The 15896-nt window shown below is 29.5% G+C and carries 19 protein-coding genes; 15 read left to right on the plus strand and 4 right to left on the minus strand.

The features are described 5' to 3' along the window. The first annotated feature begins 2 nt into the window (after window positions 1-2). From CLOTH_RS08470 to rsmI, 5 genes are read left to right on the plus strand one after another with little or no spacing between them, the layout of a single operon-like run. A complete protein-coding gene (locus CLOTH_RS08470) occupies window positions 3-938 on the plus strand; it encodes a DNA polymerase III subunit (protein WP_079413084.1) in 936 nt (311 codons plus the stop codon). Next, window positions 935-1828 carry a PSP1 domain-containing protein gene (locus CLOTH_RS08475; RefSeq protein ID WP_079413086.1) on the plus strand — a complete coding sequence of 298 codons (894 nt, stop codon included), beginning with the start codon at window positions 935-937 and terminating at the stop codon, window positions 1826-1828. The genes CLOTH_RS08470 and CLOTH_RS08475 overlap by 4 nt, the downstream gene beginning before the upstream one ends. Window positions 1829-1876: 48 nt before the next feature. After that, entirely contained in the window at window positions 1877-2437 is a 561-nt protein-coding gene (locus CLOTH_RS08480; protein WP_079413088.1) for a TlpA family protein disulfide reductase, read from the plus strand. 12 nt (window positions 2438-2449) lie between these two features. After that, on the plus strand, window positions 2450-3205 hold the full coding sequence (locus tag CLOTH_RS08485; RefSeq protein WP_079413090.1) for a tRNA1(Val) (adenine(37)-N6)-methyltransferase: 756 nt from the start codon (window positions 2450-2452) through the stop codon (window positions 3203-3205). Beyond that, a complete protein-coding gene (rsmI, locus tag CLOTH_RS08490) occupies window positions 3206-4045 on the plus strand; it encodes a 16S rRNA (cytidine(1402)-2'-O)-methyltransferase (protein WP_079413092.1) in 840 nt (279 codons plus the stop codon). It begins immediately after the preceding gene. 31 nt (window positions 4046-4076) lie between these two features. Here rsmI and CLOTH_RS08495 read toward each other — a convergent pair whose 3' ends face one another. Next, window positions 4077-4319 (minus strand): AbrB/MazE/SpoVT family DNA-binding domain-containing protein, encoded by a 243-nt coding sequence (locus tag CLOTH_RS08495; protein WP_079413094.1) that lies wholly within the window; start codon window positions 4317-4319, stop codon window positions 4077-4079. Window positions 4320-4440: 121 nt separating this feature from the next. Here CLOTH_RS08495 and CLOTH_RS08500 point away from each other — a divergent pair, with 121 nt between their 5' ends. Next, on the plus strand, window positions 4441-5391 hold the full coding sequence (locus CLOTH_RS08500; protein ID WP_079413096.1) for a DNA double-strand break repair nuclease NurA: 951 nt from the start codon (window positions 4441-4443) through the stop codon (window positions 5389-5391). Window positions 5392-5403: 12 nt separating this feature from the next. After that, window positions 5404-7248 (plus strand): ATP-binding protein, encoded by a 1845-nt coding sequence (locus CLOTH_RS08505; RefSeq protein WP_079413098.1) that lies wholly within the window; start codon window positions 5404-5406, stop codon window positions 7246-7248. A 20-nt stretch (window positions 7249-7268) separates the two neighbouring features. Here the strand turns inward: CLOTH_RS08505 and CLOTH_RS08510 are convergent, their stop codons facing one another. After that, window positions 7269-7454, minus strand: a complete 186-nt coding sequence (locus CLOTH_RS08510) for an H-type small acid-soluble spore protein (RefSeq protein WP_079413100.1) — start codon at window positions 7452-7454, stop codon at window positions 7269-7271. Window positions 7455-7523: 69 nt separating this feature from the next. On the opposite strand from CLOTH_RS08510, the gene CLOTH_RS08515 reads away from it, so the two are divergent. After that, complete coding sequence (locus tag CLOTH_RS08515; protein WP_079413102.1) at window positions 7524-8060, plus strand: GNAT family N-acetyltransferase; 537 nt, start codon at window positions 7524-7526, stop codon at window positions 8058-8060. 114 nt (window positions 8061-8174) lie between these two features. Here CLOTH_RS08515 and CLOTH_RS08520 read toward each other — a convergent pair whose 3' ends face one another. Both CLOTH_RS08520 and CLOTH_RS08525 read right to left on the minus strand, forming a co-directional pair. Next, entirely contained in the window at window positions 8175-8474 is a 300-nt protein-coding gene (locus tag CLOTH_RS08520; RefSeq protein WP_079413104.1) for a hypothetical protein, read from the minus strand. 179 nt (window positions 8475-8653) lie between these two features. After that, complete coding sequence (locus CLOTH_RS08525) at window positions 8654-10084, minus strand: nicotinate phosphoribosyltransferase (protein WP_079413106.1); 1431 nt, start codon at window positions 10082-10084, stop codon at window positions 8654-8656. A 138-nt stretch (window positions 10085-10222) separates the two neighbouring features. On the opposite strand from CLOTH_RS08525, the gene CLOTH_RS08530 reads away from it, so the two are divergent. The 7 genes from CLOTH_RS08530 (at window position 10223) to asrC (ending at window position 15678) form a co-directional block, all read left to right on the plus strand. Continuing rightward, entirely contained in the window at window positions 10223-10861 is a 639-nt protein-coding gene (locus tag CLOTH_RS08530) for an MtnX-like HAD-IB family phosphatase (RefSeq protein WP_158080496.1), read from the plus strand. Between the two features lie 42 nt (window positions 10862-10903). Beyond that, complete coding sequence (locus CLOTH_RS08535; protein WP_169835139.1) at window positions 10904-11476, plus strand: nucleoside recognition domain-containing protein; 573 nt, start codon at window positions 10904-10906, stop codon at window positions 11474-11476. Window position 11477: 1 nt separating this feature from the next. Next, a complete protein-coding gene (locus tag CLOTH_RS08540; protein ID WP_079413110.1) occupies window positions 11478-11999 on the plus strand; it encodes a spore maturation protein in 522 nt (173 codons plus the stop codon). 49 nt (window positions 12000-12048) lie between these two features. Next, window positions 12049-12729: a Crp/Fnr family transcriptional regulator gene (locus CLOTH_RS08545; protein WP_143715454.1), complete on the plus strand. Its 681-nt coding sequence runs from the start codon at window positions 12049-12051 to the stop codon at window positions 12727-12729. A gap of 132 nt (window positions 12730-12861) precedes the next feature. After that, the gene (gene asrA / locus CLOTH_RS08550; RefSeq protein WP_079413114.1) at window positions 12862-13887 is read left to right on the plus strand and encodes an anaerobic sulfite reductase subunit AsrA; all 1026 of its coding nucleotides are present in this window, start codon (window positions 12862-12864) and stop codon (window positions 13885-13887) included. Further along, window positions 13877-14671 (plus strand): anaerobic sulfite reductase subunit AsrB, encoded by a 795-nt coding sequence (asrB, locus tag CLOTH_RS08555; RefSeq protein ID WP_079413116.1) that lies wholly within the window; start codon window positions 13877-13879, stop codon window positions 14669-14671. Before asrA ends, asrB begins: the two co-directional genes overlap by 11 nt. Window positions 14672-14685: 14 nt before the next feature. Then, a complete protein-coding gene (asrC, locus tag CLOTH_RS08560; protein WP_079413118.1) occupies window positions 14686-15678 on the plus strand; it encodes a sulfite reductase subunit C in 993 nt (330 codons plus the stop codon). Window positions 15679-15896: the final 218 nt, after the last annotated feature.

A 15896-nucleotide genomic window follows, 5' to 3' on the forward strand; every position in this document is an offset into this window, starting at 1 on the left:
AAATGTTTGATAATATCTTAGGACAAGATAAAGCAAAGAGAATTATAACTAATTCTTTAAGAAAAAACAGAATAAGTCATGGGTATTTGTTTGAAGGACCAAGTGGAATAGGAAAAATGGAGTTTGCTATACAATTTTCGAAGATGCTACTTGGAATAGAAAATATTGAAAATTCTCCCGACATTAAAGTAATAGAGCCAGATGGAGCTTCATTTAAGATAAGTCAAATAAGAGATATATGCTCAGATATACTAATAAAGCCGTATGGTCAAAAGAAAATATATATATTAAAAGATGCACATAAAATGACTATACAAGCTCAAAATAGTTTACTCAAAACACTTGAAGAGCCTCCTAATTACTCTGTAATAATACTTCTTGCTCAAAATAGCTATGCACTATTAGATACTATAAAGTCTAGATGTGAAAAAATAAAATTCAGCCCTATTTCTCAAAAAGAAATAGAATATTATTTAATAAATAATAATGGAATACCAAAAGATAGAGCTAGAGTTGTAGCATCTTTTTCCTCGGGAATAATATCAAAAGCATTAAATTTAATAAATAATGAAGAATTTAATGAAATAAGAGATTGGGTAGAGAAGTTTATAGACCTAATATTCAATGGAGATAAAGTAAGTCTTATGAACATACCTTCATATCTAGAAAACTACAAACACGATATAGAAAATATACTAGACATGATAATAACTTATTTCAGAGATGTAATGGTAGTAAAAGAAGAAATAGGGGAAGAACTTATAATAAATTTAGACAAGCTAGAGCTTATAAATGATATAAGCAAAAAACTTACCTATTTCCAAGTTTCAAGTATTATTGATATAATAGAGGAAACCAAAAAATATATAAAAAGTAATTGTAACTTTAACCTTTCAATAGAAGTTATGGTTTTAAACATACAAGAGGTGATCAAATGACAAAGGTTGTTGGAATTAGATTCAAAAAGGCAGGTAAAATATATTATTTTGACCCATTAGATTTTGAAATAAAGTTAAATGATGATGTAATAGTTGAAACTGCAAGGGGATTTGAGTATGGAAATGTAGTTGTAGGACCTAAAGAAGTTGAAGATAGCGAGATAATTCATCCTCTAAAGCCGATTGTAAGACTTGCAACAGATGAAGATAGAACTATCAATAAAGAAAATAAAGAAAAAGCCAAAGAAGCTTTCGATGTTTGCATTAGCAAAATAAAAACTCATAATTTAGAAATGAATTTAGTAGATTCTGAATATACTTTTGATAGAAACAAACTTATATTTTACTTTACAGCAGAAGGAAGAATAGATTTTAGAGAACTTGTGAAGGATTTAGCTTCAATTTTCAAAACTAGAATAGAACTAAGACAAATAGGAGTCAGAGATGAAGCAAAATCAATAGGAGGACTTGGTCCTTGTGGAGTATCTCTTTGTTGTTCTACTTGGCTTGGAGATTTTCAGCCAGTATCTATAAAAATGGCTAAAGATCAGGATCTATCACTAAACCCTACAAAAATATCAGGAATATGTGGAAGATTGTTTTGCTGTTTAAAGTATGAACACAAAACTTATAGTGATTCACTTGAAAAAATGCCTTCAGTAAATTCTATTGTATTAACTCCAGACGGTGAAGGAAAAGTTGTAGACACTAATACTCTACAAGAAAGGATAATGGTAGAATTTCCACCAGCTCCTAAAAAAACTGCACAAGTAAAAGAATACACATTAGATGAAATAAAGATAATCAAGAAAGCACATGAATGTGGTGGATGTTGTAAGGGAAAAATAGAAGATGAGTTAGATGAAGAATTAAGAAAACTTGAAGATTAAGGTAGGAAATCCTACCTTAATTTTTTCTAGGTTAAGGAGGATACCAAAATGAGAAAATTTATAGCATTTCTTATTATACTAGTTACAATGATTTCTATAACAGCTTGTGCAAGCATACAGACAAGTAACCAAAATGGAAATACTAAAAATGATGACCAAAGCAACGATATACAATACGGTATATATGAAGGGGATAAGGCCTACGATTTTACACTTACTGATCAAAATGGAGAAAGTATAAAGCTATCAGATTTTAATGGTCAGAAAGTATTTTTAAATTTCTGGGCTAGTTGGTGTCAATATTGTGAGATAGAAATGGAAGATTTAGTTAAACTTAAAGAGGAACATAAAGATGTTAAGTTTATAATGGTAAATCTAACACAATTTGAAAAAATCAGCAAAGAAGAAATAAAGGAATATCTAGATAAATACTCTAAAGACTTTACACTTTTATATGATGAAATAGCTAGTGTTGCAAAACTTTACAACATATCATCAATACCTACATCTTACATAATAGATGAAGATGGGGTAATACAAAAATATATAGTAGGACCTATAATAAATGATAGCTTAAAAAGAGAAGTAAAAGAATTACTAAGCAACTAAAGGAGAAAGACTATGCGTGAAATAAACTTAAGAGAAAATGAAAGAATAGATGACCTTCAGATGAAAGGTCTTAAAATAATACAAAATAAAGACGGATTCTGCTTTGGAGTTGATGCAGTTTTACTTGCAAACTTTGCAAAAATAAAGAAAGATGCAAAGGTAGTAGACCTTGGAACAGGCACTGGTATAATACCTATACTAATAGCTGGCAAAAGCAAGGCTAAAGAAATTATAGGAGTGGAAATACAAGAAGAAGTAGCAGAAATGGCTGAAAGATCCGTTAAGCTAAATAATCTTGAGAATAGAATAACCATACTAAATGAAGATCTAAAAAACTTAGAAAATAAACTTGAAACTCATGGATTTCACGTGGTAACATCAAATCCACCTTATATGCATCCAGAAGGACTAAAAAACCCTAACGATAAAAAGGCAATATCTAGACATGAAATAAAGTGTAATTTAGAAGACGTTATAAAAGCAGCTTCAAGACTTTTAATGCCACACGGCAAATTCTTTATGATTCATAGGCCTACAAGGCTTGCTGATATAATTACACTAGGAAGAAAGTACAGATTAGAGCCTAAAGAAATTAGATTTATACACCCTAAAATAAACAAATCTCCTAATATAATGCTAATACACTTTGCAAAAGATGGAAAACCAGAACTTAAAGTACTAAATCCTCTTTATGTCTATAACGAAAATGGAGAATATACAGATGAAATAAAAGAAATATACTCAAAAGAAGAAATAGGAGAGAACTAAATGATAGGAAAGCTTTATATATGTGCAACACCTATAGGAAACTTAGAAGATATAACACTAAGAACTATAAACACCCTAAAAGAAGTGGATTTAATAGCAGCAGAAGACACTAGACATACTATCAAGCTTTTAAATCATCTAGGGATATCAAAACCACTTATCAGCTACCATGAACACAACAAAGAAAATAAAGGTCCAGTTATAATTCAAAAACTTCTAGACGGAGAAAGTATTGCATTAGTATCAGATGCTGGGATGCCTGGAATATCAGATCCAGGAGAAGATATAATAAAACTTGCAATACAAAACAACATAGAAGTTATAGTGCTTCCAGGGCCATCAGCATTTGTCAATGCACTAGTAGGATCTGGACTTTCCACATCAAGATTTTCATTTGAAGGATTTTTAGAAAGAGATAAAAAAGAAAGAAAAAAGCAGCTTGAGAATTTAAAATATGAAGACAAAACGCTTATATTCTATGAATCTCCACATAGACTGACTAAGATGCTTGAAGATATGATGAATATATTTGGGGAAGATAGAAAAGTATCTATATGCAGAGAATTAACTAAAAGATATGAAGAATATATTAGAACTAATCTAAAAGAAGCTGTAAGCATATTCAAAGATAGAGAAATAAAAGGAGAATTTGTACTTATAGTAGAAGGATTTAAGGGAGAAAAAGAAGAAATAAATGAATATGACAATTTAAATATAAGAGAATATGTAAGCAAGCTGATGAGAGACGGTGTTAGTAAGAAAGATGCTATAAAACACGTAGCAAAAGAAAGAAATCTTTCCAAAAATGATGTATATCAAGAAGTTTTGGATATAAAATAGGCCAATTATCTAAAGATAATTGGCCTATGTATTAAAGAGAACTTATTTTTGATATACATTCTGAGCAAATGTTCTTTCCTTCAAAAGATTTAACATCTCTAGCATTTGAGCAGAATACACATGCAGGCTCGTATTTTTTTAGTATTATAGTTTCTCCGTCTACGTATATTTCAAGTGCATCTTTTTCTGATATATCTAAAGTACGTCTAAGTTCTATAGGTATAACAACTCTTCCAAGTTCATCAACTCTTCTTACTATTCCTGTAGATTTCAAGATATGACCTCCTTTTTTATACATTTTTCGACAGCATTATTATTAATATAATATCAGAGTTGTAAAAAAAAGTCAATAAACAAATTTAAAATTAAGAAAATTTAGACAGTGGGGTGAACTTATGGAAATAAATGAATCTTTAGTTAAGGAATTCAAAAAAGCCAACGAAAATTTAAGAGAAAAGTTAGGCTCTATAAAAAAGATAGATAAAAGTAATGTAAGAAAACTTTTAGATATAAGAAAAGTAGATAAATTAAATCAAAAAGAAATAGAGAATATACTTAAAAATAGAGATATAATAGGTGTTGATGGAAGTAAAAATAAAATAGGGAATTTATATCCACACTACCTAATGGCAATTCAGGCACTAGCAAAACCTATGAATTCAAATAAAGAAGGTTTATTAATAAGTGAAATTTACTGTCCTTTAATAGATGAGGAAAATAAAGACGAAGAAGATGATAGCAAAGAAAAAAGTATAATGGCAAAACTAGAAGCTAAAATAAGTATAGACTCAATTAAAAAATATAGCCCTTATCTTCTTATGGCAGACGGATCACTAATGACGTATAGAATAAGATGTGCTGATGAATGGAATGAGTTAAAAAAAATAGCAGTTCAAAACGATACTTTATTAGTAGGAGTAATTGAAGAAGTAAAAACTAGAGAAATTTCTTCATATCTACAAAACAGCATTATTATAGATGAAGAAATATACGATAAAGATATACTATTTGGGCTTTTGAATGAAGGAGAATATGTGCTTATAAATCCAGAAAAGTCAAAGAAAAATAAAGAAGGTATAATATCTTGCTTTTTTAGAACATCAAAAGATCCAAGTGTCATAGGAATAGATATATTGCAAAGTCAAGCAGAGTATATAGATACTATATGTTCAATTATATATACACTAACTCCACAGCAAAGCAGGGGTATACCTATATGGCTAGATATAGTAGATAAGGAAGTTAAAATAACAAATGAGATGATGGAGCTTTTAGCTAATGCGTATATAGACAAAGACCTTGCAGAAATTTTTATAAAACCAAAAAGAGAAAAAAGAAGTTTATAGGGAGATGATAAAATGCAAGTAGTGGGATTTACAACTCAGCAAGAGGTTAGTATAGCTACAAAAGAAAGACCTTTTAAGATAAATGAAATACTAATAATAGAAGATGAATACCAAAATGATCAGTTAGCAGAAGTATACGAAACAATGTCATACAATAAGCATATTCCTCTTAATGTTAATGAGGGATTTATAGATTCTAATATGGTTGATATTTTAAATAGCATAGGATATAAAGTAGGAGAAGAAACTATTCATATAGCTAAAGCAAGGCTTTTAGTAGAAGCTGATTACCCAATATCAACTGGTGCATGTGTGAGAAAGCCAAGATTTGAAGAAGTTAAGAATATATTCTTAAAATGCAAGAAAGAAGATGGGCTTCTTTTAGGAGAAATAAAGTCAACAGAAGATATGGAAGACACACTTGAGGATGAACTTAAAGACCTTTTTTGTATATATGATAAATCAGGAATAAGAAAGCAAAAGGGAGTACCATTTATATTTGATATAAAGAAAATGCAGCAATACCCTCACATAGGAATATTTGGTGGATCAGGGTCTGGTAAAAGCTTTGGTATTAGGGTAATGCTTGAAGAAATTATGAAGCTTAATATTCCAACAATAGTTTTAGACCCGCATTTTGAGATGGACTTTTCAAATCAGTGTCCTGATATAGAAGATAAGTATAGGGACGACTTTAGTAACAAATTTAATATATATCAGATAGGAATTGATGTAGGAGTTAAGTTTGATACATTAGACAAAAATGAACTTAAAAAGCTACTATCAGTATCAGGAGCACTTACAGATTCAATGTCAAATGTAGTTGATACAATTTATAAAAATAAAGATACTTATATAACATTCTCTACAAGACTTGAAGAGCTTAAGGAAGGACAAGCTCTAGGTTCTGTAGAAAAAATAGACAAAAAAATAAGTGAAGCTAGTGATAGATATGAGAGAGATAAATATATAAAAATTAAAGAAACTTATTCTAAATATGAAAAAACATGTCCACCAGCATCTGTAAGCGGAATTATATGGAGATTAAATAGATTAAATAATGAAGGGATATTTGCAAAAGATATTATTCCAGTTGAGGAATGCTTAAAAGAAGGCAAACTTGCCGTAATACAAGGAGATATGAGGCTTATACAAGTATTCTCAACATATCTTCTAAATAGAATGTACCTAAAAAGAAGAGAGTATAAAGATGCTAAATCTAGAAAACAAAAAGAAGGAGAATTCTTTCCACCATTTATTATAGCTACAGATGAAGCACACAACTTTGCTCCTAAAGGATATGATTCACCATCAAAGAGTATAATAAAGGAAATAGCTCAAGAGGGTAGAAAATACGGAGTATTTCTAGTTTTGGCAACTCAAAGACCTACACTGCTTGATGAAACAATAACAGCACAGCTTAATACTAAGTTTGTATTTAGAACTGTAAGAGCTTCAGATATAGGAACTATAAAAGAAGAAACAGATATAAGTGCTGAAGAAGGAAAGAGACTTCCTTATTTAAGGTCTGGAGATAGCTTTATATCATCAGCTATACTAGGAAGAACTATTCCGGTAAGAATAAGAATGGCAAAGACTACAAGTCCTCACACAGAAAATCCATTTGAAGAACTACAAACATTTATAAGTCAGAATAAGGATAAAATATATGAAGCAATAAAAGACAAGCTACCTATAAGAGAAATGCAAATGAATGATATTATTGTTTGGCTTGAAAAAAACGGTATAAAGATGAATGCAGGTCAGCTTAAGAAAGAATTAGATAAATTAGTGCATGACAAAAAAATAGTAAGAAAAGAAACAATGTTTGGATCATCGTATGAAAATATAAGCTAAAAGGATGGGTATCCATCCTTTTAGTGTTTTTCATTTTCAACTAATTCCATTACAGGAACTTCCATTCTTTCGCTATTATCTAGGTATTTTACATAAGCAGAATTTGTTTGATTGTTAATACTTTCAATCCAAACTGGCTTACCTTTGTATATAACTTCTATACTTTCAGGTGAAGTAACTATTTCTTTTGCTCTTCTAATTTGCATAAAAGCACCTCCTAGATAATAGTATTAAATATAATTTATAAAAATATGTAACAAAAACAGGGTGATAATATGAAAAAATATATATTGAAAAACAAGGATGAATTAGTAATCCAAAAAGCAAATAAAAGCGATGCTTTATATATTATAGATTACTTAAATAAAGTTGCATGTGAATCAGACTTTCTAACATTTGGAGAAGGTGAAATGAATATAACATTAGAAGCTGAAGAAGCATTTATAGAAGATTGTTTAAAGTCAGATAACAAATTATTTATAGTAGCAAAGTTAAACAATAAAATAGTTGGAGTAGCAACATTTATGGCAGGGGCTAAACCTAGGATAAGACATATGGGAGAGCTAGGAGTAAGTGTTTTGAAAGAATATTGGGGCATTGGAATTGGAAATTGTTTAATGGATTATTTGCTAAACTGGGCAAAAGAAACAAATATAATAAAAAAGGTAAATTTAAGAGTTAGAGAAGATAATCATAGTGCGATAAAGCTATACGAAAAATTAGGATTCAAAAAAGAAGGAATTGTATCAAGAGAGCTAAAAATTGATGATAAGTTTTATAGTGTGGTTCTGATGGGGCTTGAGATAGATTAGGCAGAGATAAAAAGTGAGATAAGATTTTAGAAAAATTAAAATAAACATGCAACTACACGGCAATATGAAAAACTGAATCTTAGCAAAAAAGATTATTGCTAAGATTCAGTTTAATTAATCACCACTTCTTATTATATTTTTAGTCAATTCCTCTGGAATATATAGTCTATAATGTAATTTTATTTTTTTATCACTGATATTTTTAAAATAGATTTCATAAATTATATTACAATGTTCATCATCTACAATGTGTTCAGGAGTTGTCTTGTTAAACACTAGTATGCTTTCTTTCATATCATATGAAATATATTTTCCATATCTATAGTACCAATTATAATAGGCCTTATTTGACAAAACAGTTTTATTTTTGTAATTTGGAGCTTTAGCTATATATGCTGGACTTTTTCCGTGCATTAGTATAATCCCATACGTATAAATAATGATAAAAGTTTCTAGTAGAATATTTTGTAGTTACATCTACAGATCTATATCTTAAAACAATTATACAAATTAGAAAAATTGATAATATTTTTCTAATACAAGTATACCCCTTTTCTATGTATTCATTTTTGAAGTACTAACCAATCCTTCAACTATTTTTTTCTTCTTTCACTTATCATATTATTTTTAAGATCCCAAAGCTTTTCGGAAAGATCTACCTTATACTCCTCTGGAGAAGTTATTCTTCTATATTGCGGCCAAAGTGTATTTAGCTCATTTTGGGTATATTCTCTTATAGCCATAACATCTTTCTTTTCATGAACACATTTTCCACTTAAAAATAAAGGTTTAAGAAGTCTCTTTGCAGTAAAGTTTTTGTATGTCTTTTTCTTCCAAGTATATACAGGGTGAAATATAGTAAGTTCTTTTGATTCATCTATAATCTCATCATCAAGTATAATAAGGTCAGCTTCTGCTTTATTGTGCTTATTGTATATTCTTACAACATTCTTAAATCCAGGATTTGTTATTTTCTCAGGATCTTCAGATATTTTTATTTTAGGAACTAATTTATCATTTTCCTCAACAGCACATAATTTATAAACTCCTCCAAGTGCAGGAGAATCACTAGAAGTTATAAGCTTAGTTCCAACACCCCAGCTACTAATCTTAGCTCCAGAAGATTTAAGCTCAAGTATTTTATATTCATCAAGGTCATTTGAAGCTACAATAGAAGCATCATAAAATCCAGCTTCATCTAACATAGCTCTTATTTCCTTAGAAAGATATTCCATATCTCCAGAATCAAGTCTAACGCCTGAAGGCTTAAATCCTTTATCTCTAAGCTCATTAAATACAGTTATAGCATTAGGCATACCGCTATTTAGAACATCATAAGTATCAACTAAAAGCAGTGACTTGTTAGGATACATATTAGCATATACTCTGAAAGACTCAAGTTCTGAATCGAATTTCTGAACCCAGCTATGAGCATGAGTTCCAACAACTGGAATATTAAACATCTTACCAGCAAGGACATTAGCAGTACCGACACAGCCACCTATAACAGCAGCCCTAGATCCATAAAGTCCAGCATCAGGTCCTTGTGCCCTTCTTAGTCCAAATTCTAAAACAGGATCAGATCCAGCTGCAAAACAAACACGAGATGCTTTTGTTGCTATTAAAGATTGAAAGTTTACTATATTAAGCAAAGTAGTTTCTATAAGCTGAGCTTGGTATAAAGGAGCCTTAACTCTTATTATAGGCTCATTTGGAAACATAACAGAACCTTCCTCAACAGAATATATATCTCCAGTGAATTTAAATTCTTTCAGAAAATCAAGAAAGTCATCTTCAAATAAATTTAAGGATCTTAGATAAGAAATATCCTCATCTTCAAATTTTAAATTATTTATATAATCTACTAGTTGCTCTATACCACAAACTATTGTATATCCACCTTTTGAAGGATTTTTTCTAAAGAACATATCAAATACAACTATATCGTTATGAATATTTTGTTTGAAATATCCATTAATCATAGTGAATTGATACAAGTCTGTAAGTAGTGTCAAATTCTTCATATGTACCATCCTTTTTTATATAAATATTTTTTAAAATTATTAGAAAATTAGTATACATATATGATAATATATATAATACCACAAACTACACAAAAAATAAGGATTGTTATTTTTTCTGTAATGAATAGGGGGGATAATGTGGAGTATATAGTGATTTGTGACTTTGATGGAACGATAACGGTAGAAGATACATGCACCTCAATGGCAAAAAAATTTGCTAAGGGAGATTATAGAAAGTTAGAAAATATGTGGATAGAAGGAAAGTATGACGCAGCACATATAAGCCAGAAGATACTTGACATGATGGATGTAAATGAGAATGAGCTAAAAGATTACATAAAATCTATAAAAATAGATCCTCACTTTAAAGATTTTATAAAGTATATAAGAGAAAATGCTTTGGAATTTTATATACTTAGTGATGGATTTGACTTTAATATAGATACTATATTAGAAGAGAATGGAATAGATGGATTAATGTCATTTTCGAATATAATTACCTTTGAAGAAGATAAAATAAGAGCTATGTTTCCTAACAAAAATGAAGAATGTGCAAAGTGTGGAAATTGTAAAAGCAATATAATAAAGGACATAAATATAGACAACAAAAAAGTAATCTATATAGGAGACGGATATTCTGATAGATGTGCATCAAAGCTTGGAGATCATATATTTGCAAAAGGAGAGCTTGCCCATTATCTTACAAATAAAGGAATTGAGTTTTATAGCTACACAACATTTAAAGATATAATAGATGTAATGAAAAAAATAAAATAAAAAATATTTCCTCCTCATACAATTATCTGAGGAGGTTTTTTTATGGGGAAAATATGGGTTTATATGATATGCATAGGAATAGCGAATAGTATAATATTTGGAAAGTTAGAAGATTTAAATAAAATAATAATAAGTGAAAGTGCTAGAGGTATAGACTTTACTATAAGTCTTATAGGAATAATGGCTCTGTGGATGGGGGTTATGAATATAGCTAAAGAATCAGGACTTGTAGACTTAATAGGGAAATGGCTTGAACCAGTTATAAAGTTTTTGTTTCCAAAGATAATAAAATCCAAAGAAGCAGTGTCTTTTATTCTTATGAATATGTCACTAAATATATTAGGAGCATCAAATGGTGCAACAGCATTTGGGCTTAAAGCAATGGAAAAAATGCAGGAATTAAATCCAAACAAAAGTATTGCATCTAATGAAATGATAATGTTTTTAGTTATAAATATGTCGTCTATACAATTAGTTCCAATAACAGTTTTAAAGATAAGACTAGATGAGGGAGCTGTAAATCCGAGTGAGATAATATTCACCACGTTATTTGCAACTGCTATATCAACAATTGTAGGAATAGTATCATGCAAATTAATGGAAAGGAGCAGTTAACTTGAATACATTTTCTAATACATTAATTCCAGTTATTATATTTATAATAATAATATATGGAAAATATAAAGGTATAGATGTTTATGATAGCTTTGTAAAAGGAGCATATGAAGGAATAAAAACAGCTTACAAAATAGCTCCATATTTAATAGGAATATTTTTAGCACTTGGAATATTTAAAGTAGGGTATGGAATGGAAATTTTAGAAAAAATTCTTCATCCTGTACTTAGTATATTTCACATACCTAGAGAACTTTTATCGCTTGTAATAATAAAGCCACTATCGGGAAGTGGATCATTAGCTTTGTATCAAGAAATAATACAAAGAGTAGGAATAGACACACTAAAAGAAAAAATGGCAGCAACAATAATAGGATCTTCAGAAACTATATTTTATACAATGGCAATATACTATGGAAGTCTAAAAATAAAAAATATAAGATATACTTTATTTTGTGCACTTGTAAGTCATATGGCAGGAGTACTTGCATCTATATTTATATGTAGTATTGTCTTTAGATAAATATTATAATAATAGTAATATTGAATTAATAACTAGAGGATTGATAACTATGGATAAAATATACAGAATATTAAAACATATGGAGATATTTAGAACTGTTAAAAAGGAAACACTTCAGTACATTGCACAAAAGGGAGTAGTAAAAAATCTTAAAAATGACAGTATAATATACTTAGATGGGGAAAATATTAACAAAATTTACTTAGTTTTAGACGGTAAGGTGATAATATCAAAATCATCAAAATTTGGTGAAGAAAAAATCATATATATAATGGAAAAAGAAAAATTTATAAATGAGGAATGTATAGATAACAAAAGCACATCTACATCACTTAAAGTAATGAAAGAAGCAACTCTTATAGTTTTATGTAAGGAAGATGTACTATTTTTAATGGAAAATGACTTTAATTTTAATTTATTGATTATAAACTCTATGTCAAGCAAATTGAGAAGAGCATACAGACAGATACTTAATTTAGGATTAAAGAAAATAAATAATAGAATAGCATCTAAAATTTGGAAATTAGGAAGAGACCATGGGTATGAGATAGAAGGGAATGTACATATAGATTTAGATCTAAGTAAATCCCAAATAGCATCTATGGTAGGGTGTACTAGGGAGTCTGTAAGTAGATTTCTTACAAAAATAGAAAATGAAGGGATAATATCTCAAAGTAATCAGAAAATAAGAATTTTAGATATGAAAAAACTTGAGAAATACAATGAGTAAAGCAGTGGAGATATCTCCACTGCTTTTTCTACATAGTGTGACAAATTTCACAGAAGGATTTATGGATAATTGTTAAACTAATAATAAATTATTTTTACTAGCTTTAGGCAAAAACACTAAAGGAGGAACGATATGGGGTTCAAAGTTGAAAACAATAGATTTAATGAAATCTTAAAAAATCTAAAACAAGAATACAAAATATATGCTCCTAAAAGATTTGAAAAAAGAGGGCGTTTTTCAGATACAGATCTTATAAAATATGGAGAAATTTCTTCAGTTGAAGAAATAGTTTGGAATGAAAAGTCTCAATTTTCACCTAAGGAAGTCGTTTACCCGATAACTCAAACATTATTTTATTTTACAGAAGAAGAATACAGAGAATCACTAGTACATGACAAGAAAATATTAATATTCCTAAGACCGTGCGATATAAATGGAATGAGAAGACTTGATACTATATTCCTGCAAAATGGACCATTTGAAGATATTTACTACAAAAGGCTTAGAGAAAAAGTTAAATTCGTAATGATGGAATGTAAAGAAAGTTTTGATAATTGTTTCTGTGTATCTATGAACTCAAATCATACAGATAATTACAGCATAGCAGTTTCATTCAAAGAAAATGAAGTATATTTAGATGTTAAAGATGAGGAGTTTTTAGATATACTTAAAGCTTATGATGAAATAGACTTTAAACCAGAATATGTAAAAGAAAACAAGTTTACTGTAAATATACCAGATCAAGAAAAAATAACTATAGATTTATTCAATAATGAACTGTGGAAAGATTATGCGAAAAGATGTATAGGATGTGGAAGATGTAATATGTCTTGTATAACTTGTTCGTGTTTTACTACACAAGATATTGCATATGATGAAAATCCTCAAAGTGGAGAAAGAAGAAGAGTATGGGCAGGATGTCATATAGATAAGTTTACTACTATGGCAGGAGGTCATGATTTTAGAACTGACTACGGATCTAGGATGAGATTTAAGACTATGCACAAAATCTACGACTACAACAAAAGATTTAACGAGCATATGTGTGTAGGATGCGGAAGATGCGACGATAGATGTCCAGAATATATATCATTCTCAAAATGTATAAACATAGTTAATGAAGTGCTAGAGAAGGAGGAAAATAACAATGTCAAATAATCCCCTTATTCCTGAAAAAATGGAGATATTAGAAGTTACAGCTCAAACAGATATAGATATAACATATAAAGTTAAGTGCAATATGAAACCTCAAAATGGTCAGTTTGTACAAGTATCGATTCCAAGAGTAGGCGAAGCTCCTATATCTATAAGCGACTTTTCTGATGATCATATAGAAATGACTATAAGAAAAGTAGGAAGTTTAACTAATGAAATATATAATCTTAAAAAAGGAGATTACCTATACTTAAGAGGACCTTATGGTAAAGGATTTCCAATAGAAAAGTACAAAGGAAAGCATCTAATAATAGCAGCAGGAGGAACTGGTCTTGCTCCTGTAAAAAGTATAGTAAATCACTTTTATAGAAATGAGCATGAAGTGAAAAGATTTGATCTTTTAATAGGATTTAAATCTCCTAAAGATATTCTATTTAAAGATGAAATAAAAGCTTGGGAAGAAAAAATAAATCTTACATTAACAGTAGATAATGCTGATGAAGGGTATGAAGGAAATGTAGGACTTATAACAAAGTATGTTCCAAATATAAAAATAGAAGATATGGATAATGTAGAGGTTGTAATAGTAGGACCGCCTATAATGATGAAATTTACTGCATTAGAATTCCTAAAGCTTGGAGTGCCTAAAGAAAAAATATGGGTATCATTTGAGCGTAAAATGTCTTGTGCTATAGGAAAATGCGGTCACTGCAAAATAGACGAAACTTACGTATGTCTAGAAGGACCTGTGTTTAACTATACTAAAGCAGAGCAATTAATAGACTAGAAGGGAGGATAAAAATGCAATTAGATCTTAATACAAAAGCCATAAAGAAAAATGCATATAGAATAACTAAAAAAAGAGGACTTACATCACTTCGTGTTAGAGTTCCAGGTGGATCGTTAGATGTTTCTCACTTAGAAATAATTAACAATATAGCTAAAAAGTATGGAGACGGTCATATACACATAACAACAAGACAAGGATTTGAGATAACTGGAATTCCATTTGAAAAAATAGATGAAGTAAACAAAGAAGTAAAATCTTTAATAGAAGGATTAGAAATAAATGCAGTTGACCCTGAAAGTGGATATCCTGCTTCAGGAACAAGAAATATCTCAGCTTGTATAGGAAATAGAGAATGTCCATTTGCAAATTATAACACGACGGAATTTGCAAAAAAATTAGAAAAAGAGATATTCCCTAATGACTACCATTTCAAAATTGCATTTACAGGATGTCCAAATGACTGTATAAAAGCACATATGCAAGACTTTGGTATATTAGGAATGGCAGATGTTCAGTACGATCAAAACTCATGCATAGGCTGTGAAGCTTGCGTTAAAAACTGTAAAAAAAGAGCAACAGGAGCACTAACTATGCACAGTGGAAAAGTAAAAAGAGACGAAAGAAGATGCATAGGCTGTGGAGAATGTGTTTTAAATTGCCCAACTCAAGCATGGACAAGAAATCCAGAGAAATTCTACAAGATGGTTATAATGGGAAGAACAGGAAAGAAAAATCCTAGACTTGCAATGCCATTCTTAGAGTGGGTAGATGAAGATTCTATAATAAAAATTATAAAAAATACTTATGAATATGTAGATAAATATATAGATAGATCTCTTCCAAAAGAACACGTAGGATATATAGTTGATAGAACAGGATATATTGAGTTTAAAAACTACGCACTAAAAGATGTAAAGCTTTCTCCTAAGGTTAAAGTTGCTGAATTTATAGATTTTGGTGGATATAAATACGAGAAAGATGCTTTTATGGATAAGGTAGAATAATATAAAAGGAGCTGAGAAATCAGCTCCTTTTATACTTAGATAACTATGTTAAAAAACATATACTATTTTCCTCAAAAATGAAAAAATAAAAAAAAATTATTCAAAAATAAATATGTTAAATCAAAAACTATATAGCATACTGAATGTGTTGATTCTGTAAAACTTGAAAATACTAGACTTTGTGAAGTGTCTGTTTTATATCAATACGTACAAAAGTA

The organism is Alkalithermobacter paradoxus, assembly GCA_002029295.1.
In the GTDB taxonomy this organism is placed as follows: Bacteria; Bacillota; Clostridia; order Peptostreptococcales; family Peptostreptococcaceae; genus Alkalithermobacter; species Alkalithermobacter paradoxus.

Bases quoted from the DNA above. Each gene is read 5' to 3' on its own strand.
- CLOTH_RS08470 (WP_079413084.1), top strand. From the start codon at position 3: ATGTTTGATAATATCTTAGGACAAGATAAAGCAAAGAGAATTATAACT.
- CLOTH_RS08475 (WP_079413086.1), top strand. From the start codon at position 935: ATGACAAAGGTTGTTGGAATTAGATTCAAAAAGGCAGGTAAAATATAT.
- CLOTH_RS08480 (WP_079413088.1), top strand. From the start codon at position 1,877: ATGAGAAAATTTATAGCATTTCTTATTATACTAGTTACAATGATTTCT.
- CLOTH_RS08485 (WP_079413090.1), top strand. From the start codon at position 2,450: ATGCGTGAAATAAACTTAAGAGAAAATGAAAGAATAGATGACCTTCAG.
- rsmI (WP_079413092.1), top strand. From the start codon at position 3,206: ATGATAGGAAAGCTTTATATATGTGCAACACCTATAGGAAACTTAGAA.
- CLOTH_RS08500 (WP_079413096.1), top strand. From the start codon at position 4,441: ATGGAAATAAATGAATCTTTAGTTAAGGAATTCAAAAAAGCCAACGAA.
- CLOTH_RS08505 (WP_079413098.1), top strand. From the start codon at position 5,404: ATGCAAGTAGTGGGATTTACAACTCAGCAAGAGGTTAGTATAGCTACA.
- CLOTH_RS08510 (WP_079413100.1), bottom strand. From the start codon at position 7,454: ATGCAAATTAGAAGAGCAAAAGAAATAGTTACTTCACCTGAAAGTATA.
- CLOTH_RS08515 (WP_079413102.1), top strand. From the start codon at position 7,524: ATGAAAAAATATATATTGAAAAACAAGGATGAATTAGTAATCCAAAAA.
- CLOTH_RS08520 (WP_079413104.1), bottom strand. From the start codon at position 8,474: ATGCACGGAAAAAGTCCAGCATATATAGCTAAAGCTCCAAATTACAAA.
- CLOTH_RS08525 (WP_079413106.1), bottom strand. From the start codon at position 10,084: ATGAAGAATTTGACACTACTTACAGACTTGTATCAATTCACTATGATT.
- CLOTH_RS08535 (WP_169835139.1), top strand. From the start codon at position 10,904: ATGGGGAAAATATGGGTTTATATGATATGCATAGGAATAGCGAATAGT.
- CLOTH_RS08545 (WP_143715454.1), top strand. From the start codon at position 12,049: ATGGATAAAATATACAGAATATTAAAACATATGGAGATATTTAGAACT.
- asrA (WP_079413114.1), top strand. From the start codon at position 12,862: ATGGGGTTCAAAGTTGAAAACAATAGATTTAATGAAATCTTAAAAAAT.
- asrB (WP_079413116.1), top strand. From the start codon at position 13,877: ATGTCAAATAATCCCCTTATTCCTGAAAAAATGGAGATATTAGAAGTT.
- asrC (WP_079413118.1), top strand. From the start codon at position 14,686: ATGCAATTAGATCTTAATACAAAAGCCATAAAGAAAAATGCATATAGA.